This window comes from Bacillus lumedeiriae (assembly GCF_044891285.1).
Classification (GTDB): domain Bacteria; phylum Bacillota; class Bacilli; order Bacillales; family Domibacillaceae; genus Pseudobacillus; species Pseudobacillus lumedeiriae.
Genome location: NZ_JAUIYO010000005.1, coordinates 117,114 through 136,606 on the forward strand (window position 1 = coordinate 117,114; position 19,493 = coordinate 136,606).

The window sequence follows — 19,493 nt, forward strand, 5'->3', positions numbered from 1 at the left end:
AGAGGAGCCATGTACTTGTGGGTCAGTCCTGGCTTTTTTGAGCGTCTGCACCTTCCTTTTTCTCCTTTTCCTTTTCACCTGGCAACGGATACGTTTCTATCATATAGATCCTTTCAGCCATTGCCGGGTGGCCGTACCGGAAGATCTTCACAAGCCCTGGAGGCTTCATTTCCGACAGTCCCTCTTTAGACAATTTGCGAAAAGCACTAATAGCAGCGTCTTTATTTTCGGTCATTTCAATGGCATAGGCATCAGCCTGCTTTTCTTCAAATCTAGATATGGCATTCGTAAATGGACTAATAGAGAATGTGAGTATGGAAATAACGAGTAAAAATAAAGGCAGCGTTCTTAATTGGGACAGTTCATGGATCTGCAGCTTCTCCCCATACTTACTGACCAGTTTCTCCATCCATTTGGCTGTGAGCCAAAATCCGAAAAAAGCAAGAACCAAATAACTGCCAATTCCAATGTAAATGTGCTTCTTTACATAATGAGCCATTTCGTGAGCCATCACGAATAAAATTTCATCCTCATTCAATTTATTTAACGTAGTATCCCATAAAACAATACGGGCATGATCCCCTATCCCCGTGACATATGCGTTCAAAGCATTGGTTTCTTTCGACTTGTTTACTTCATACACATGATCGGCCGGGATATCCGCCCTGTCTGCAAGGTCCAAAATTTTTGCTTCCAGCTGTTTATTTTTTAATGGGTAAAAATCGTTATATAGCGGATCAATAATCACCGGCTGGACATACATCATAAAAATAGTGAAAGGCACAAATAACATCCATGCAGCCAGCCACCATTTTTTCTTAAATTTTTTCATCAGACCGTACAACGTAAAAATGAGCACGGACATAATCGCATAGCTGATCCAAAAGTCAATGAGTTCATTTTTCATCCACTGTGAAAACGTTTGGGCAGAAATATGGTAGGCTTTCGAAAAATGGTAACCGATGTATTGAAGAGGAAATGCGAGCAAAAATGTGAGTACAGATAAATAAAATAAGTATATGGCGGTCTGTCCAAAAGAAAAGCGCACCGTTTGCTTTGACCATTCCTCAAACTTTCTGGATATCCCTAGTATGACTATAAAAAAGTAAACGAGCCATTCAAACGGGACGCTAATAAAAAACAGCAAGTTTTTTATCGTTGAATATTCCTTAATCAAAGCCTGTTCTGCTTCACTTAAGAAAAGAGATGGATCAGCACTCGTCCCTTTATAAATCTCCGGGATGCCCCCTGCTGCCATTCCATATAAATAATAGTAAATGGCCAGCCCGAACAATCCATATCCCAATAAAGCAAAAGTGACCCACTTTTTCACTGCCTGTCTCACTCCTTTCTCTATCCTTTACTATATTTAATATACAAGTTGTCCATTTAGAACAAAAAAATTCGCCGCTGCCAAAGCAGCGGCGACTGAACGAGCCAAATTAGGTGTTAGTATAATAAATCAGCAAGCTCTTCCGAAGTTACTTTTCCGAAATAATGAGGCACATCAAGCGAATCAAGCGTTTGTTTAATCACACTCTTTTCATGTCTGACTCCTGTAAGTGCCTCCTCAATCTCATGTACATCGCCTGCTCCGAAAAAATCACCATATATTTTGCAATTTTGAATCATCCCGTTTTTCACATGCAATCTAACATCAATTAATCCAACTGGAAAACGGTGAGAGCGCTGAATGTTGAACGCAGGGGACTTCCCATAATTCCAATCCCATTTCTTATATCGCTCCTGTGAGATTTTTTCAATCATCTGCCAATCTTTTTCGCCAAGATGATATTGCGGGATTTCGTCTTTCCCATCAAAAATATTCTTTAATAAAAACTGGCGGAATTCTTCAATGGTCATCGGCAAGTCCAATAAATCGGCGATATTCGCCACGCGGCTTCTGATCGATTTAATTCCTTTTGACTCAATTTTATCTTTTCTCACTTTTAAGGCTGCTACTACATCGTCCATGTTCGTTTGGAATAGTAACGTCCCATGACTAAACATCCGCCCTTTCGTAGAAAATTGGGCGTTACCCGAGATCTTATATCCCTTGGCGATAATATCATTCCTTCCACTCAATTCCGCTTCTAGTCCCAATTTATTCAAAGCCTTAACGACAGGTTCCGTAAACTTTTTAAAGTTGTGAAAACTGTCTCCATCATCCTTCGTAATAAAACTGAAATTCAAATTGCCCAGGTCATGATAAACGGCTCCTCCTCCTGACAAACGGCGGACAATATGAATATGATTTTCCTCTACATAATCCACGTTGATCTCTTCAATTGTATTTTGATTTTTCCCAATAATAATAGATGGTTCATTAATATAAAAAAGTAAATAGGACTCGTTGATATCTAAATACTTTACCGCATATTCTTCTATCGCCAAGTTGACTCTTGGATCATTGATTCCATTGTTATCAATAAACAGCACAGCTATTCCTCCGTTATAATCCGATTTCTAAATCTTCTACCGCGAGCAAGACAGTTCCATAAAACTCTTCCTCTGCCTCCGCTTTCAACTTTTCCAATTCCCCAAAATGAGGAAGATGAGTTAACACAAGTGTATTCACTCCTGCTTGGCTGGCAAGCCGGCCCGCTTCTGTACTTGTCATATGGCCAGCAGCCTGTCCATCCATTCCTTTGTAAAAGTTACTTTCACAAAGAAGAAGGCTGCTGCCTCTCGTAAATGAAACGAACGCTTCTTGATAAGCAGAATCGGCCGTATAAACAACTGATTGTCGATGATTAGAAATTTTCATGGCATAACAAGGGACAGGATGAACCGTGCGCAAAAATTCCACTGTAAATGGGCCGATCGACAGTTTTTCCTCCGGACGATATGCTTTCCCTTCTGTTAAATCTTTATATGTAAGAGCAGCAAATCCTTTTTCATCTTCTTGGTGTCCATAAATCGGCAGCGTGGAGACCTCTTTTCCTACATGTTTCCCTATTAAGAGCGCGTGTTGTAGTACACCAATGTCTGCTATGTGATCCGGATGGTAATGTGACAATAAAACAGCATCAAGCTGTTCGGGCTGAATATGATTTTGCAAACGTGATAGTACACCGCTTCCACAGTCAACCAGCATTTTAAAGCCACCCTCTTCAAATAAATACCCAGAACTTGCTTCATTCACTTTTGGATAGCCGCCCCAGCAGCCAATAACCGTAACATTCATGCAGTATACCCCTTCCATTCACTTTCCTCTTTATCCGTATTGTATTCCCGAAATCCCTTTCGTTCAACTTATCTATTTATTCGATTTTTTCAAAGATTTAATAAAATATTGTTGACGAACACAATCTGTTATAATACAATTAACACAAATGAAACATCCGTTGTATAACAAAATTGAGGAGGAACCAACAAATGGTTAAAAACATCATTGATTTTTTCAAAAACTTACCTGCTAAACAATGTACAAAGTGCAGTTCTTACATCGAAGAACAGCATGAATGCTACAGCCAACTTTGCGATGAGTGCACTGGTGTGAAAGATCTTTAATTGATTGCTATCTCTTCATCTTTCAATTTTATATAAAGGGTCTATTGTTGATAGGAGCAAAAGGCGTGTGTCCTCGGCGGAAATCAACGAGCAAGTTGAACAAAGCCTATAAAGAAGAAGCTGATCCAAAAGGTCGTTAAAAATGACTTTTTAGGGTCAGTTTTTTCTTTAGATTTTTTTGACAAAGTTCAAACGTTTATTTTTCACTGAGTTGGTTGTAGTCCAAGGCCCTAAGGCTCACCGTTTGCCCCGTGGAAAGTGAAGCGACTGGGACGGAAATGAACGAACCAGTTTAAAAAACCATACAAAAACAGAATGCCCCTAAAAGTTGGGACATCCTGTTTATTATCTAATATGTTTATTATCTAATAAACTCAGTGCCTGGCTGTTCTACTTCTGCTGTACCATATTGTCGTTTAAACAACCGTTTAAAGAAAAGTACTGTAACAAGAAGGCACGCTGCTGCAAATAAGGCAATGATTCCATTGTTCATCCACATAAAATTGAAATCGCCGCTGGAAATGACCGCTTTAAAAGCGCGGACGGAATAAGCCATCGGTAAAATCGAGTTAAATGGCTGCAGCATTTTCGGTATTAATTCCAATGGAAACGTACCGGCACTTGCTGTTAATTGCAAAATCAAAATCAAAACAGCTGCGAAACGGCCGGGATTTCCCCACATCGTTGCCAGCATTTGAATAAGGGCCATAAAAGCGACACTCGTAATGATCGTTGTCAGTATAAATAAAGGCACGCTTTGCACTTCCAATTTTAACCCAAACAGCAAGACAGCTGAAACGAGGAGCGACTGTGCCAGTCCGACTAGAAGCATGACACCCGCCTTTCCGATAAACCAGCTGAAGCCGCTCGCTGGCCGCTCTGCCGGCTCTCTAAGTGGAAATACGATCGTTAACATGAGTGCTCCGACGAATAAACCAAGTGATAAAAAGTAAGGTGCAATTCCTGTTCCATAGTTCGGTACATGATGCTTCACTTCTTTATCCACTTGAACGGGTTCTGCCATCATGTCATGCGTTTTTTCTTTTGCCTTTACTTCATTCGCTTTTTCTGCTGCTTCTCCGAGTTTTTCATGCAGCTCCTTTGTTCCTTCTTCTAGTTGAATCGAACCGTTTTCTAATTCTGTTGATCCTTCCGCCAGCTTGCCGGCCCCTTCCGATAATTTCGCAGATCCGCTCTGTAGCTCTCCCATTCCCTCTTGCAGTGTCTGGGCACCATTTGCAAGCGCAGATGATCCATTTTTTGCTTCTGACAATTTTTCACCTAATTGATTCATACCTGCTGCTAGTTTTTCCTCTCCACTCTGCAGCCCGCCGACACCGGCCGTCAATTGATCAGAACCTTCTGCCAACTCGTGGATTCCCCCTTGCAGCTGTTTCTGACCAGCTTGGACTTTGCCAAGCCCTTCATTTAATGCCTTTATGTTAGGAGAAAGCTGACCATTGATTGCTCCGTTAATTTCCTTGGAGCCCGCTTCCAGCTGCTCACTTCCAGCTTGCAGCGGAGCGATACCACTTCTAACCTGCTCAGCCATCTTCTCTTGCTGCTGTTTTATCTTTTGCTTCAGCAATGCTATTTCCGCCGGTGACAATTTTTGTTGTAACAGAGGCATATACTGTTCCAATTGCCCATTGATTGACTCATTCATCCCTGCAATCAACTGTTCTTCAACCTGCCCAAGCCCAGTGTTTAACTGCTGAGCCCCAGCTGCTAGTTCTTTTGTTCCTTTTGCAAGCTCCGGCAGCTGTTTCTGAAACTGTTCCACCCCTTCTTTCATTTCTGTCGTGCCGGAATACAATTCGCCCATTTTCTTATCCACTGTATGAAGACCTGTCTGCAATTGAGAAAGGCCAGAGGCAAGTTCATTCGTGCCGCTTTGCAATTCTTTACTGCCTGCTGTGAGTTTGTTTTGTCCCTCTTCTAACTGTGCAAGCCCGGAGTTTAATTTTGAAGCCCCATTTGACAGTTCTTCTGATCCGTTCCCTGCTTTTGACAGTCCTTTAGAAAACTGAACGGAGCGATCAGCTAATATTACTAAGTTTTCTTTTAATTGAACGGCTCCTTCTGAAAGCTTTTTCGCCCCCTCATCCAGTTCTTCTGATCCCTCACTTGCTGTTGTCAGACCTTCTCCCATTACCTTAATTTTGTCAAAGATCATTTCCGAATATGTTTTCGTTACGCTTTGTTGAACAGATGTCTGGATTTCTTTCACAGCCCTTTCCCCCATTTGGGAGGAGACAAAGTTATAACTTTCATTCGGGATATATTTCAGCTCTAATTTTTTAGGCTGGTCTTCTAGCAATGTCGTTGCGTTTTTAGAAAAGTCTGCTGGGATTTCAATCACCATATAGTAATCCTGGTGATCCATCCCTTTTTCCGCCTCCTTTTCACCTACAATATGAAAGTCAAAATCATCGCTTTTACCTAGTTCCTTTGCCAGCTCTTTACCGATTGCCAGCCTTTCCCCCTCAAATGCTGCACCGGCGTCCTTATTAACAACAGCGACCGGCAAATCTTCCAACTGCGAATAAGGATCCCAGAAAGCCCACAGCAGCATACCGGCATATAAAAGGGGAATAAATAAGATAGCTAGTATCGAAATAAGCAGCATTCGATTGCCCGTAATCTGTTTTAATTCCTTTATAAATAAAGATTGTTTCATAATTTCCTCCTTAACCCACAGGTTATGTTAATGGCTATTGTTGATATTGCCCCTTTGTTGATTAGAGCAGAAGGCACGAAACTTCTGGGGGAAGAGCGTGTCCATGGGAGACCCCGAACCGCCTAAGCCAAGAGAGCACTCCAGTGGGAATCAGCAGTGGAATTTAACGAGGTCCACCCCAAAAAAAAACAATTGACTACTTTATTCATTTGGTCATTCATTTGCAAAAGAAAAGGATTTTCCCTCAAGTGGATAATCCCTCAAACAAATAAAGCTCAAACAAGTGGGAAATGTCTTCCTCGCTCAATGGATCCTTTCTTTGTTCCCAGTCAAAGATAAGCGAAATATACATTTTCAACATAACAAAGGCAGTCACTTCCGGATTACACGGCTTGATTTCGCCTGCTTGAACAGCCATTAAAATTTTTTCTTTAATAAAAGACAAGATAGCATCCTCCATCATTGTCATTACTTCTACCACTGCAGGCGTGCCCATTTCCCTTCCTTCTTGGAAGAGCTTAATTGTCAGCTGATGCTTTTTCCGAAACTGCAATATTTGAAAAAGAGCTCTATGAACATTTTCGTGAAAAGAAGAATCTGGATCGATCGCTTCTTCCGCTGCCTCCCTCATTTCAACAATGATTGTCTGGACAATTTCATCAAACAGTTCTTCTTTATTTTTGAAAAATGTATAAATAGTGCCTTTGCCGACATTCGCCAGCTTCGCCACTTGGTCCATTGTCGTTGCTTTATAGCCAAAGAGCGAAAAAGATTTCGTAGCCGCTTCAATAATTTGTTTTTTTCTATCGACTGTCAACCTTCCCCCTCCTTTTGACCAAATGAACAATTCGGTCACTTTATATAAAGTAAGATACTACAAACAAATATAAATAGCAACTGTTTCATATCAACATTGTTTTCGTTCAATATTTGTATAGTATGTACTAAATATCATTTTCCCCGGTTCCATGCCCTCACTTCAAGCACAAAAAATCCCCTTCTTTGATCATCTTCTTCAAAAAAGGGGAGATAAAAAGAGCAGAAACGTTTAAGACGGAGGTAGCTTTCCTCTTCAAAAGCAGCAAGACCAAGCATTTCTTTAGATTCACTTCTCCTGCTTTTTGATCAATCTCTTATTGTATTAAATTCAAAAAGCGCCGCGTCCGCTCTTCCTTCGGGTTCGTGAAAATGTTCTCAGGTACATCCCTTTCCACAATAACACCTTTATCTATGAAAATCACTTCATCTGCTACTTCTTTGGCAAACTTCATTTCATGTGTGACAACAATCATAGTCATGCCTTCCTGCGCTAAGCTTTTCATCGCTGTTAAAACTTCTCCGACAAGCTCAGGATCAAGAGCGGATGTCGGCTCATCAAAAAGCATCACTTTCGGTTCCATCGCAAGCGCCCGGGCAATGCCTACACGCTGCTGCTGCCCGCCAGATAATTGAGAAGGATAATAATCTTTCCGGTCAAACAGCCCCACTTTTTGAAGCATTTGTTCACTCATTTGGCGCGCTTTTTCCTTTGCTTCCTTTTTCACGATGACCGGCCCTTCCATAACATTCTCCAGAGCAGTCATATGCGGGAACAAATTATATCCTTGAAATACCATACCGGTCAGGCGGCGGAACAAGGTAATTTCTTTTTTCGTTACCGCTCCATTAAAATTAAGCTGTTGATCAGCAATTTGAATCGTACCGCTTGTTGGGCTTTCTAGTACATTTAAACACCGTAAAAAGGTAGTCTTTCCTGATCCTGAAGGGCCAATCACAACAATGACTTTTCCTTTTTCGACCTCAAGATCAATCCCATTCAGTACATCCAGCCGTCCAAATGATTTATGTAAATTTTTTACTGAAATCATTCCATCATCTTCCTTCCTAGCCACTCCTATCTTGCTACATAACGGTCAAGCCGTGCTTCGATTCTTCCTTGAATAATTGACAAGGTAAAACAAATGATCCAATAAAGGAGCGCTGCTTCGCTGTAAAGAAGCAAGAACTCATAATTGGTTGCGGCAATTTCCTGTGCTCTGCGGAACATTTCTGTCACAAGTATAAGAGAAGCCAGTGACGTATCTTTAATAAGGCTAATAAATGTATTAGATAAAGGCGGAATAGATACACGTGACGCCTGGGGCAATATGACCCGCTTTAGCGCTTGTCTGTATGACATGCCGATGGAGTAAGCTGCTTCCCATTGTCCTTTTGGAATAGAAGAAATAGCCGCTCGGATAATCTCAGAAGCATAAGCACCGACATTGAGTGAAAAACCGATCACAGCAGATGGAAATGGATCAAGCGTAATTCCGATCGTAGGCAGCCCATAAAAAAGAATAAATAATTGTACGAGCAGCGGCGTGCCTCGAATAACAGACACATACACCCGCGCGATGCTTTGCAGTATTTTATTAGTCGATAGTCTTGCTAATGCTGTAAATATAGCAATAACAATACCGATTGAAAATGTCAGAATTGTTAAAGGCAAAGTATATTGAAGAGCCCCTTCTACCATAGGCATCAGGGAGCTCTTCGCAATGTCAATTAAACGCTGCATCCGTTCCGGATCTTGAGCAATATTATTGAGATACATCTTCGGCAAACCACTTTTCAGAAATTTTCTTCAGCGTTCCGTCTTTTTTCATTTCATTTAACGCTTTATTCACTTCTTCGACTAACTGGCCGCTGTCTTTTCTAAATAGCAGAGCACTTTTAGACACTTCTTTTTCTTCATCAATCAGTTTAATTGGCGCATCGGGCTTTTGTTTCAAATAATCGAGTGCAGATAACTTATCATTAAATGTGCCATCTACGCGCTTTGTTACGACTAAGTCAACTGCCTGATTAAAGCCATCTACTTTTACTATTTCCGCTCCGTACGACTGGGCAATTTCTCCAAAGTTGCTCGTTAACGTCTGAGCCGCCTTTTTGCCTTTGATATCCTCGAACTTCTGAATTTCTTTTTCATTTTCACGAATGATTAATACAGCGTTCGTTTTTGTGTAAGGCTCGGAAAAATCATACTTTGCTTGCCGATCCTCTTGAATTCCTACTTGATTGGCAATCATATCAAATCGTTTAGAATCAAGGCCGGCAAAGATCGCGTCCCACTGTGTTTCCATAAAATTAGCTTTTACACCAAGACGCTTAGCTACTTCTTCCGCTACTTCTACATCATAGCCTGTCAGCTTACCAGAAGCATCATGGAAAGAAAATGGAGCATACGTTCCTTCTGTTCCAATATTTAAAACCCCTTTTTGCTTCACTTCATCGTATAAAGTGCTTCCGGCATTCTCATTTTCCTTCGTCGACTCTTTAGTTGTCCCACCGCAAGCTGCAAGCAGCGTAATGGATAAAACAACGAATAAAAAAGTAAACAGTGACTTTTTCATAGTTGAATAATCCCCCTTCTATTTGTATGTATTGTATAATGTGAATCGTCTATTCATTATAGTTTAAATGTTCTCACATTTTAAGAGTTATTTTTTAAAAGTAAGCACATTTTTTCTAAATTCCTCTATATTTCGACAACAACTTTCGTGTATGGCGGGGACATACTGCTAACTATACGAAAAAGAGTGCTCCGAAAACCTAGTTTTTGGAACACTCTCCTTCTGATCTATGTGTTAAAGTTATCAATTAAAAGTGAAAATCCGATCGTCTTTTTCAAAAAACCTTTCACTTCAGTATGAATACAGCTTTAATGTCCTTGATCTTTTTGTTTTTCAAATCGTTCGTTTCTTTCTCCGCCGTCTGCTAACTCCTCTGAGAATTCTGCGTTTCGTCCAGTCTCCGTTTCCATGGCATGTTTAATATCTGCGGAGGTCAAGTTATTATTAGGTGCTGCTTGTTCATTCCATTTCTCCATCCTGTTCCCCCTCCTTTTCTTTTGAAACAGATTCTAATCCATATCCTGTTGAACTTATTTCCAATCTTTCTTCATCAACTTTTCTTTCCAAAGCTGAACGTAAGTGACCATGGTACTGCTCTGCCTTATCTTTTTTCATACTGATTCCTCCATCATTAGGTGTTCATTATATTGTTCCCTTCGACAAGAAGACATATGAAAAATTGTTGGAACATTGAAAGGACCAGCCTCACTCATTGACTTATGAAACTGATAATAGCTTTTGAGCCAAAAACTTTGTTAAATGTGCCTGGTAATTTTCGCTGCGGATGGTCTCACGCTTTCTGCTCCAATCAGCCGTAATCATTAACATAACCAAACAAAAAAGAGGCTGCCTTGACCTCAATCAGTCAGGCACCCCTATAGCCGTATGCAATATGATGTTTTAGCGTACTGAAAAACCGCACACTTAAAGTAGTCTCTTTTCGTTAGGATCGTTCAGAAACGCTAATGTTTTCCGAGCCGCCTCTTCTCCCTGCTCAATGCAATCAGGAAGACTGATTCCTCTAAAGGAGCTGCCGCCGATAAAAAGCCCAGGCAATTCCTCCTGTATATGTGCTTCGATGGCTTCAATTCTCTTAGTATGACCCATCGTATATTGAGGCATGGCCTTTTTCCACCGGCTTACGATTGTAAACTCCGGTTTTGACGATATCGACATCGTTTTCTTTAAATCATCCAATACAATTTGTTCAATTTCAGCATCCGATAAGTCAACGATGGCTTCATCACCAGCCCCTCCAACGTAACAGCGCAGCAGTACTTTTCCCACAGGTGCTGTATGTGGCCACTTTTTGTTCATCCATGTGCATGACGTAATCGTGTAATCACTGTTTCTGGATACAACAAATCCTGCCCCATCCATGTTCCACGAAACATCCTCTGCATGAAAGGCCATATGTACTGCAGCAACAGAGATCGCCGGCATCTCTTGCAGCTCATCAAAAAAACGGCATTGAGGCATCATGGAAGGCAGTGTGAAATGAGGGGTGGAAATAATCACACTGTCAGCCAGCAATTGCTGCCCGCTGTTTAAAGAAAGGTTAAATTTCCCATCGTCTCTTTGGACGATTTTCTCCACACGTGTTCCTTTTAGAACAGTCCCCTGATCCAGCTGCTCCTCTACTCCTTTGACCAGCTCCCCCAGACCGCCTTCCAGTGTAGCTAGAGCACTGTTTTCTTGATGGACAAAATCGGGTGTCTTCTTTCTCATACCGAGTATTAAGCTGCGATATTTTTGTTCTATTTCATGAAGTTGAGGAAACGTGGCCATTAAGCTGAGCTTATCAATATCTCCTGCATACATGACCGACAAAAGCGGTTCAATTAAGTTTTCCACGATTTCACCGCCCAGCCGGCGTCTGAAAAATCTGCCGAGTGAATCGTCATTTTTCATCGCCGATCTAGGAAGTAAAAAATCTAAACCTGCTCTCACTTTTCCTGAAACGGAAAAAAGATCCGTTTTAAGAAAAGGCATCATTTGTGTTGGAATGCCCATCGCGGAGCCTTCCGGTATGGCATGAAGCTGGCCGTTTACTAATGCGTAAGATCGGCCTATGAGATGATTCACTAGCTGGCCGCTCAGTCCCGTTTCTCTTATTAAACGAATGACACTTTCTTTTCTAGTCAAAAATGAATCGGGCCCTTTTTCAATAATGAAGCCGTCCTTTTTTACTGTTTGAATTTTGCCGCCTAAACGAGGCGACGCCTCGATTAATGTCACAGCTACTGGAAGCTGGCTGGTCTTTGCTGCTTTTTGCAAATAATAGGCCGCTGTTAATCCTGTTATTCCGCCGCCTACAACGACAACCTTTTTTGTTTCTCCCAGCACAGTCTCATCGCCTTCTTTTTATCAGTTTGCGTTCGTTCGTAAATGTTTCATCACTACATTGCCAAGAGCCTCAATAAACTCTGGACGGGCATTCGGCATAGACGGACGATAATATGACACGCCTATTTCATCTGTAACCACTTTACATTCGTAATCGTTATCATAGAGGACTTCCAAATGATCCGCGACAAACCCTGCCGGCACATAGAGAAATGCCTGATAGCCTTTTTGCTCAAATAAGTCACGTGTCAAATCCTGTACATCTGGGCCAATCCAAGGTTCAGGAGTATTGCCTGCACTTTGCCAGCCAATTTCCACATTAGGAATACCAGCTTTTTCGGCAATCATATCTGCCGTTTCCTGCAGCTGCTGCGGATATGGGTCCCCCATAGAAATGATTTTCTCTGGCAGACTGTGTGCAGAGACGATGAGCACGAAATGATTGCGCTCTTCTTCAGGCATTGAAGCAACTGTTTCTTTTACTTTTTCCACCCAATAATCAATAAATTTCGGCTCTTTATACCAGCTTTCGATCGATGTGATGACTGGTCCATTTATTTTTTCGGCTTCTTTCTTTGCTCGTTCGTTATATGATTTCACACTGAATGTCGAGAAGTGGGGGGCAAGTACAATAGACACTGCTTCTTCTATGCCATCTGCCTTCATCTGCTGGACCGCGTCCTCGATGAATGGTTCAATATGCTTTAAGCCGATGTACATATTAAATTCAATTTCGTCTTGAATGGCATTTAAATGCTCTTCCAGCTTTTTCCCCTGCTCCTTCGTAATAGAGGCAAGTGGAGATATACCGCCGATTGCTTCGTAGCGCGAACGTAAATCCTTGAGCATTTCAGGTGTTGGTTTATTCCCTCGGCGAATGTGCGTGTAATAGCGTTCAATATCTTCTTCTTTATATGGGGTCCCGTAAGCCATAACTAATAAACCCATTTTTTTCTTCATCGTCTCTCACCTCTGCATACTTGTTCAAAAAAGGGGACCAAAAGAAGTCCCCTGCCCTTTATTTTCGTTTTTCTGCGCTGTACTCATGAACAAAGCTCGTCAGACGTTTCAATGTATCCGGCCTCACTTCAGGGAACACACCATGTCCTAAGTTAAAGATGTGTCCCGGTTCAGCAAGTCCCTGATCTAAAATGGCACGTGCTCTTTCTTCAATGACTTCCCAAGGAGCAAGTAAAAGGGCTGGATCAAGATTTCCCTGCACCGTCTTTGTAAGCCCCATAGCTCTTGCTTCTTGAATCGACAGACGCCAATCAAGACCGACGACATCAAGCGGAAGATCATGCCATTCTTTAGCTAAGTGACTAGCTCCGACACCAAACATGATTAATGGAACATTTTCCTTACGAAGCTCATTAAAAATACGTGTCATCACAGGCTTAATAAACGCGCGATAATCCGCCACATTTAAGGCTCCTACCCATGAATCGAAAATCTGAACAGCACGTGCACCTGCTTTTATCTGTGCCCGCACATACGTTACTGTCATTTCTGCCAGCTTATCCATCAACGCCTGCCATGCTTTTGGCTCTGCGTACATAAACGCTTTCGTTTTATTGTAATTCTTTGACGGACCGCCTTCGATCATGTAGCTTGCTAACGTAAATGGCGCGCCGGCAAACCCGATCAGCGGCACATCAAGTTGTTCTTCTGTTAACAGCCGGATCGTCTCGAGCACATATGGAACATCACTTTCCGGATCAATTTCCCCCAATTTTTCTACATCGGCTAAAGAGCGGATTGGGTTATCAATCACCGGTCCGATACCAGATTTAATATCAACATCTACCCCAATAGCAGGAAGCGGCGACATAATGTCTTTATAAAGAATCGCTGCATCGACATTGTATTGATCCACTGGAAGCTTCGTTACGTAAGCACACAATTCAGGCTGGTGGGTAATTTCAAAGAGTGAGTATTTTTCTTTTAATTTACGGTACTCCGGCTGAGAACGCCCTGCCTGACGCATGTACCAAACCGGTGTATACGCTGTCTTTTCCCCTTTTGCTGCTTTTAAAAATGTTTCATTAATCTGTCTCATAACTGCTGAACATCCACCTTTCATCCCACAAACATCGATCGTTTATTTTATAGGAAATCAATGAAGAATCTCGTCTATTTATACGTTTACACTATAGTTCTTTTACGCCAAAAAGTATAGCCGGGGCTCTCAAATGTCATAAATTCGCCAAAGAAAACAGCTTTTCCCCTTGTTTTCATGGGATTTCCTTCCTTTCTCATTGAATAAACCAGAAAGTTTAAAGGAGAGAAATCAAGTGTACAGTAATATAATAAAGAAGAAAGACTATTATCAAATTGTAGACAAAGTTTATTTTGAATACTGCCAGGCTAGTTGAAAACGTTTGTCTTTCAAGGCGCGAAGCCTGACGAGGAGCAGAGTGACCAAAGGGGTCTTGAGCACCGCAGACAGGCAAGCAACGAAGAAAGCGAGCGTTTGCCAACAGACTGGACTATTATCAAATTGAGGTGAGGACATGAACATCTTTATAACAACCGGCACGTATGACTTTATGAAAAAAATAAAAGAAAAGCATGCATCCGAAAAGATCCTGTTGATGGAGAACTCAGAAGGAGCCACTCTCCTACATGAAACAACACGCAAAACCATTTTTCAATCGCCGCGCAAGTATGAAGTGATTGATGCATGGGGAGAATTAGCTGATTACGGCTGTGTCATGCTTCATCACATTCCAGTCACTGACCAGGGGCGTCCTATTTTTGAATACCGCTTTAAAAATAGAGAGCGGACGATCGAAGGTATGCCAGGATTTATGGCGATTCGCGTCATGCGGCCGCTGAATTCGGACACATACGCCGTTTTGACACAATGGAAAGATCAGCAGTCACTCAAAAACTGGCAGGATTCTAAAGATTTTAAACAAATACATGGAAATAACCAGTCAGAAGCTGGCGTAAACAATCAGCCAAAAATCTTCTCCAGCCCTTCTTATGTAACTACCTATATTGTTCCCACAGAAGAAGATTAATTCCTATTTTTTCATTTATGATCATAAGACGAGGCTGATCCAAAACGTGATGTCCTCCCTTTCAATATATTGTACGGCGAACGGCGGCCTTTAAATATACAATATATTGTCGCAGGGTCTGACACTTTCCCTTTGAGTCAGCCTCGTTTTTATTATTATGAAGTCCTTTCAATCAATCTTTTATTGAGAGAACTGCCTAACCAGTTTTCCAAGCCTTGCCGGCGCATACAGTTTCACAAAGAACAAGGTAAAGATCAGTCCGGCCACAAGAACAACCGCTGCCTGGCTTAAAGAGTGCCCCGCCCATGCTGCAGCGCTAAAAACTACTGCCTGAATGAAAAGCAGCCGGCCAATTAAGGCGAGTAATGATGCGCTTTTGCGTTCCGAAGCCACCGGATACAGTGACACCCATATCTTCATGTCATGACGACGGATCATCGGCAAAAGCTGGAAACCAGTTAAATAGAGGAACAATACGGCGATGATAAGCTGCAAGACAATCTGTCCGCTAAAACCGATGATGAGAGCAGCAATGATCGTAAGCCGAACATATAACCCAAAAAATTCACTCATGCGGATGAAAGTGCGCCGAAACAAGTACGTATACGTCTCTTCCGCTGTAAAAGAGACGTGCCCAAGAAATCCGTCCAGCCACTTTCGCCGCTTCACGTTTCCACGCAAATGCGGGACATCCGTAAATAAATTAGCCAGCCGGTAAAAAGCGGACATTCGCTTTTCCTCAAGCTCCACAAGCACCTCCCACTTTAGAGCCAGCTGTTTAGCTGCCTTTTGAAAATAAAGATAATAGGCGATCATGATAGCAGCTGCTGCACTAACGAAAAAGATGGATGCCCCCGAAAATACAAAATATAGAAGCAAGACATTCAATAATAAGCGGACAATCCAATCAATCTGCCTGCTCTCTTTTTCTTGGATCTTAAGCACATGCCAACGAACCCCTAAATTCCACATCTTCATAACCGCAAGAACAAGCAGCCACAGGAAAAAGACCCGCATGGAACCGCCCTTCACTTGTGTATATAACGGCATCAATACAGCAAGGACTGCTATAAGTAAATAACTTTGAGAGATAAAGCTCGTCACGATCGCTTTCTGAAAGTAAGGTGTCATTTTCTCTTCAAGCGGCAATAGAAATACAGTATCTGCCCTCCTTAAAAAAGTATATACCGAACTCCAGGAAAGCAATGCCCCTAGAAACGCAGCCATCACAAGCGGCGCTGGAAATGACTTGTCCAATGTTTTTACCCAGCCGCTGTAATAGTATAGAGCGGCTCCAAGCCCAAACACGAGAACAAAAAGAAGGTGGTCATTCAACATATATCTCAAATACTTGCGCAGCTCTATGTAATAGGCTGTTACTCTTGATTTCCACAGCTCGTCTATCTTGTTCATCGGTCTTCTTCCTTTGTCAGCTGAATATAAATGTCGTCAAGAGAAGCGCCTGGCATTTGAAATTGCTCCCGAAGCTCGGCGATCGTCCCTTGGGCACGAATTTCACCGTTATGTAAAATGATAAAGGAATCGCAATATTTTTCTGCTGTCGCTAGTATATGTGTAGACATGAGAATACCAGCGCCGCTGTCGCGCATCCTCTTCATCCATTCCAACAGTGATTGAATGCCAAGCGGATCAAGGCCCACAAACGGTTCATCAATGATATATAGGGAAGGCTCTGTTAAAAATGCACTCATGATCATGACTTTTTGCTTCATTCCTTTAGAGAAATGAGCTGGAAACCAGTTCATTTTCGAATCCAGCCGGAATTCCTTTAACAACGGGCCAATACGCTGATTGTATGTCTCCTCCGTCATTCCGTATGCCATCGCCGTCAATTTCATATGCTCTTCAAGCGTCAGTTCTTCATACAATATCGGCGTCTCCGGAATATATGAGAATTGGCGGCGATATTTTTCCGGACTGTCGTGAAGAGAAAGACCATTAATTAGGACTTTTCCTTTCTTCGGCTCCATTAGTCCGATAATATGTTTGATTGTCGTGCTTTTGCCTGCCCCATTTAAACCGATCAAACCAACAATCTTTTCCTTGTCTATAGAAAAAGAAATATTGTTCAGCACAGGTTTGCGTGTATAGCCGCCAACTAGTCCTTCTACTGTTAATAAAGACATAAAAAAACGTCCTTTCTCGTAAAGTCATACGTTTATTTTAACAAAATCTCCGCCGAATCTCATTGTTTAGCTAGCCTTTTCCTCCACTTATCTTGTCTATTTAACAAAAGAAGCTTTTATGATAAGATTTTGACAATTATACATAGGGAGGATGAAAAAAATGAGTGATTGCATTTTTTGTAAAATCATTAACGGCGAAATCCCGTCTGCGAAAGTATACGAGGATGAAGAAGTATATGCTTTTCTAGATATCAGCCAAGTGACGAAAGGACATACATTGGTGATTCCGAAAAAACACAAGAAAAATATTTTCGAGTTCTCCCCAGAGGAAGCGGGCCGCTTGTTCCAAAGAGTACCAGCCATTGCCGAGGCATTAAAAGCCGCTTACAAGCCTGATGGGCTAAATATTCTAAACAATAATGGCGAAACAGCGGGTCAGACCGTCTTCCATTATCACCTTCACCTCATTCCGCGCTTTGGCCAGGATGACGGCTTCCATCCTGTTTTTAAGACGCATGACAGTGAATATTCCAGCGAAGACCTGCAGGAAATTGCGAAAGAAATCGCCGCCCATCTTTAATGGCCGCACATTCTGAGTTTCATTGTATAATCTGTGTTGAGGCGCTCACACGCTGCTGTACAAGCATAAACAACCAAAAAGAGGCTGGTTCAAAAGGTCGTTAAAAACGACTTTTTAGTGTCAGCCTTTCTTTGGATTTTTTTGACAAAGTTCAAACGATTGCCTTTGGCTGAGTTGATTGTCATAGAAGACGCCAATACTCCTGCGGGGAAAGCGAACAGACGAGACCCCGCAGAAAGCGAAGCTCCTGGAATGGAAATCAACGGACAAGTCTCATGCACTATACAAGGGTCCCCATCAAAGTTGATACTTTTCCGACCCCTTCTTTTCATCTATATACGAGCAATACAGCTAAAAGCAAAAAGAATCCGCCTGCGATTCCAAGAATCCGAACCCTTTTGATCAACAGGGGTCTTGACATGGAAATCCCTGGTCTCCATATAGCCCTAATATGATGCACCATACTGATCAAAAGAATAAAGCTCAGTGCAAACAAGCCAAAGATGACACCTTCCATCTATGCCACTCCTTTAATCAGATTAAATCGTTTGCTTCCTTCACAATCAGGGAATTATAGTAAAGTGTAGCCTTCTTACATACTATGCATCTTCTATGCGACAATGAACCTGTCCTGTATGGAATTAGAGGAATTTTGTTTTTGAAGGAGAACAATAATGAATAGAGGTGAATAAAATAAAATGAATAAAAAATCTTTGTTAGCAGGTATCATCACCGGCATAGCTGCTGGAGCAGCCGCTGCCCTATTCAGTGCACCGGTGTCTGGACGTGAAGCAAGAGAAAAAGTAAAGGACGTCCAAGTAAATATAAAAAACAATGCACAAGTAATGAAAATGGAGCTCGGGGAAATCAAACAAGCAGTCACTCATTTAAAAGATGTCAGCCAAAGTACCATCGGCGAAACTTTAGACGGCTTAAAGACAAGCACAGGAATATGGATAGAAAGTGCAGGACCTCATATTGAGAAACTTCAGCATGAGATTTCCGAAGTTCAGGAAACAGCCCAAGAGCTTCAAAAAATATTACCTGTCCCTCCATTAAAATAGGGAGCCGTTTTCGGCTCCCTATTTTAATTTCGAAAATTTAGTCAATTTACACCTTTATTATTTTTTACTTTATTGGCATAATAATATTAATAAGGTTTTATAAATATTTATACTTTGTTATCAACTTGGGGATGGAAGAATAGGGAAAAGAGGGTGTAAAAGTGAAAGATTACCAATATTCGATGAAAGAAGCGCTTATATTCAGCCAAAGAATGGCTCAATTAAGCAAAGCTTTATGGAAAGCAGTAGAAAAGGATTGGCAGCGCTGGATTAAACCGTATGACTTAAATATTAATGAACATCACATTTTATGGATTGCTTATCATTTAAATGGCGCTTCTATTTCTGATATCGCCAAATTTGGTGTTATGCACGTTTCCACTGCCTTTAACTTTTCTAAGAAATTAGAAGAAAGAGGCTATTTAAGATTCTCTAAAAAAGAAAACGATAAGCGAAATACGTATGTGGAAATTACTTCGGATGGTGAAACCCTTCTTCATGAACTAATGGAAACATTCGATCCGGACGAGAACGCTGTGTTTACAGGCAGCGCTCCTCTGCGTAATTTATTCGGAAAATTTCCTGACTTAATAGAAGTCATGTCTATTGTAAAAAACATTTATGGAGACGATTTTGTCGATATTTTTGAAAAGTCAATGCATAACATTAGCGACGAACTTTACGAGGAATCTGGAAAACTAAAAAGAAGACCTCTTGAACAAAAAGTTTAAGAGACTAGAAT

The 19,493-nt window shown here is 41.5% G+C and carries 21 protein-coding genes; 5 read left to right on the top strand and 16 right to left on the bottom strand.

Annotated features, from left to right (window positions below; all coding sequences use genetic code 11):
• Positions 1-22 precede the first annotated feature (22 nt).
• The 3 genes from QYG89_RS09215 to QYG89_RS09225 all read right to left on the bottom strand — a co-directional run bounded on the left by QYG89_RS09215 (position 23) and on the right by QYG89_RS09225 (position 3,187).
• Positions 23-1,333, bottom strand: coding sequence for a M48 family metallopeptidase (locus QYG89_RS09215; protein ID WP_404316703.1), 1,311 nt, complete (start codon positions 1,331-1,333; stop codon positions 23-25).
• A gap of 116 nt (positions 1,334-1,449) precedes the next feature.
• Positions 1,450-2,439 (bottom strand): lipoate--protein ligase, encoded by a 990-nt coding sequence (locus QYG89_RS09220; RefSeq protein WP_404316705.1) that lies wholly within the window; start codon positions 2,437-2,439, stop codon positions 1,450-1,452.
• A gap of 13 nt (positions 2,440-2,452) precedes the next feature.
• Entirely contained in the window at positions 2,453-3,187 is a 735-nt protein-coding gene (locus QYG89_RS09225; RefSeq protein ID WP_404316706.1) for an MBL fold metallo-hydrolase, read from the bottom strand.
• A gap of 191 nt (positions 3,188-3,378) precedes the next feature.
• Here QYG89_RS09225 and yhfH point away from each other — a divergent pair, with 191 nt between their 5' ends.
• The gene (yhfH, locus tag QYG89_RS09230; RefSeq protein WP_404316707.1) at positions 3,379-3,513 is read left to right on the top strand and encodes a protein YhfH; all 135 of its coding nucleotides are present in this window, start codon (positions 3,379-3,381) and stop codon (positions 3,511-3,513) included.
• A 361-nt stretch (positions 3,514-3,874) separates the two neighbouring features.
• Here yhfH and QYG89_RS09235 read toward each other — a convergent pair whose 3' ends face one another.
• The 10 genes from QYG89_RS09235 to hemE all read right to left on the bottom strand — a co-directional run bounded on the left by QYG89_RS09235 (position 3,875) and on the right by hemE (position 13,993).
• Positions 3,875-6,193, bottom strand: coding sequence for a YhgE/Pip family protein (locus QYG89_RS09235; protein WP_404316708.1), 2,319 nt, complete (start codon positions 6,191-6,193; stop codon positions 3,875-3,877).
• A 244-nt stretch (positions 6,194-6,437) separates the two neighbouring features.
• A complete protein-coding gene (locus QYG89_RS09240) occupies positions 6,438-7,010 on the bottom strand; it encodes a TetR/AcrR family transcriptional regulator (RefSeq protein WP_404316709.1) in 573 nt (190 codons plus the stop codon).
• Between the two features lie 316 nt (positions 7,011-7,326).
• A complete protein-coding gene (locus QYG89_RS09245; protein WP_404316710.1) occupies positions 7,327-8,061 on the bottom strand; it encodes an amino acid ABC transporter ATP-binding protein in 735 nt (244 codons plus the stop codon).
• 26 nt (positions 8,062-8,087) lie between these two features.
• Positions 8,088-8,789 carry an amino acid ABC transporter permease gene (locus tag QYG89_RS09250; protein ID WP_404316711.1) on the bottom strand — a complete coding sequence of 234 codons (702 nt, stop codon included), beginning with the start codon at positions 8,787-8,789 and terminating at the stop codon, positions 8,088-8,090.
• Complete coding sequence (locus QYG89_RS09255; RefSeq protein ID WP_404316713.1) at positions 8,776-9,588, bottom strand: amino acid ABC transporter substrate-binding protein; 813 nt, start codon at positions 9,586-9,588, stop codon at positions 8,776-8,778. Before QYG89_RS09255 ends, QYG89_RS09250 begins: the two co-directional genes overlap by 14 nt.
• A gap of 308 nt (positions 9,589-9,896) precedes the next feature.
• Complete coding sequence (locus QYG89_RS09260; RefSeq protein WP_404316714.1) at positions 9,897-10,064, bottom strand: hypothetical protein; 168 nt, start codon at positions 10,062-10,064, stop codon at positions 9,897-9,899.
• Complete coding sequence (locus QYG89_RS09265; protein WP_404316716.1) at positions 10,048-10,203, bottom strand: hypothetical protein; 156 nt, start codon at positions 10,201-10,203, stop codon at positions 10,048-10,050. Before QYG89_RS09265 ends, QYG89_RS09260 begins: the two co-directional genes overlap by 17 nt.
• A 309-nt stretch (positions 10,204-10,512) precedes the next feature.
• The gene (gene hemY / locus QYG89_RS09270; protein WP_404316717.1) at positions 10,513-11,934 is read right to left on the bottom strand and encodes a protoporphyrinogen oxidase; all 1,422 of its coding nucleotides are present in this window, start codon (positions 11,932-11,934) and stop codon (positions 10,513-10,515) included.
• 21 nt (positions 11,935-11,955) lie between these two features.
• On the bottom strand, positions 11,956-12,894 hold the full coding sequence (gene hemH / locus QYG89_RS09275) for a ferrochelatase (RefSeq protein WP_404316718.1): 939 nt from the start codon (positions 12,892-12,894) through the stop codon (positions 11,956-11,958).
• 58 nt (positions 12,895-12,952) lie between these two features.
• A complete protein-coding gene (hemE, locus tag QYG89_RS09280) occupies positions 12,953-13,993 on the bottom strand; it encodes a uroporphyrinogen decarboxylase (RefSeq protein ID WP_404316719.1) in 1,041 nt (346 codons plus the stop codon).
• A gap of 454 nt (positions 13,994-14,447) precedes the next feature.
• Between hemE and QYG89_RS09285 the strand changes: the two genes are divergently transcribed.
• Entirely contained in the window at positions 14,448-14,960 is a 513-nt protein-coding gene (locus QYG89_RS09285; protein WP_404316720.1) for an antibiotic biosynthesis monooxygenase family protein, read from the top strand.
• A 180-nt stretch (positions 14,961-15,140) separates the two neighbouring features.
• Here QYG89_RS09285 and QYG89_RS09290 read toward each other — a convergent pair whose 3' ends face one another.
• A complete protein-coding gene (locus QYG89_RS09290; RefSeq protein WP_404316721.1) occupies positions 15,141-16,373 on the bottom strand; it encodes an ABC transporter permease in 1,233 nt (410 codons plus the stop codon).
• Positions 16,370-17,107 carry an ABC transporter ATP-binding protein gene (locus QYG89_RS09295; RefSeq protein WP_404316722.1) on the bottom strand — a complete coding sequence of 246 codons (738 nt, stop codon included), beginning with the start codon at positions 17,105-17,107 and terminating at the stop codon, positions 16,370-16,372. Before QYG89_RS09295 ends, QYG89_RS09290 begins: the two co-directional genes overlap by 4 nt.
• A 160-nt stretch (positions 17,108-17,267) precedes the next feature.
• Between QYG89_RS09295 and QYG89_RS09300 the strand changes: the two genes are divergently transcribed.
• Complete coding sequence (locus tag QYG89_RS09300) at positions 17,268-17,687, top strand: HIT family protein (protein WP_404316723.1); 420 nt, start codon at positions 17,268-17,270, stop codon at positions 17,685-17,687.
• Between the two features lie 328 nt (positions 17,688-18,015).
• Here the strand turns inward: QYG89_RS09300 and QYG89_RS09305 are convergent, their stop codons facing one another.
• Positions 18,016-18,204, bottom strand: coding sequence for a hypothetical protein (locus QYG89_RS09305; RefSeq protein WP_404316724.1), 189 nt, complete (start codon positions 18,202-18,204; stop codon positions 18,016-18,018).
• Between the two features lie 181 nt (positions 18,205-18,385).
• Here QYG89_RS09305 and QYG89_RS09310 point away from each other — a divergent pair, with 181 nt between their 5' ends.
• On the top strand, positions 18,386-18,751 hold the full coding sequence (locus QYG89_RS09310) for a YtxH domain-containing protein (RefSeq protein ID WP_404316725.1): 366 nt from the start codon (positions 18,386-18,388) through the stop codon (positions 18,749-18,751).
• Between the two features lie 161 nt (positions 18,752-18,912).
• Positions 18,913-19,482, top strand: a complete 570-nt coding sequence (locus tag QYG89_RS09315) for an HTH-type transcriptional regulator Hpr (RefSeq protein WP_404316727.1) — start codon at positions 18,913-18,915, stop codon at positions 19,480-19,482.
• The last annotated feature ends 11 nt before the right edge of the window (positions 19,483-19,493 follow it).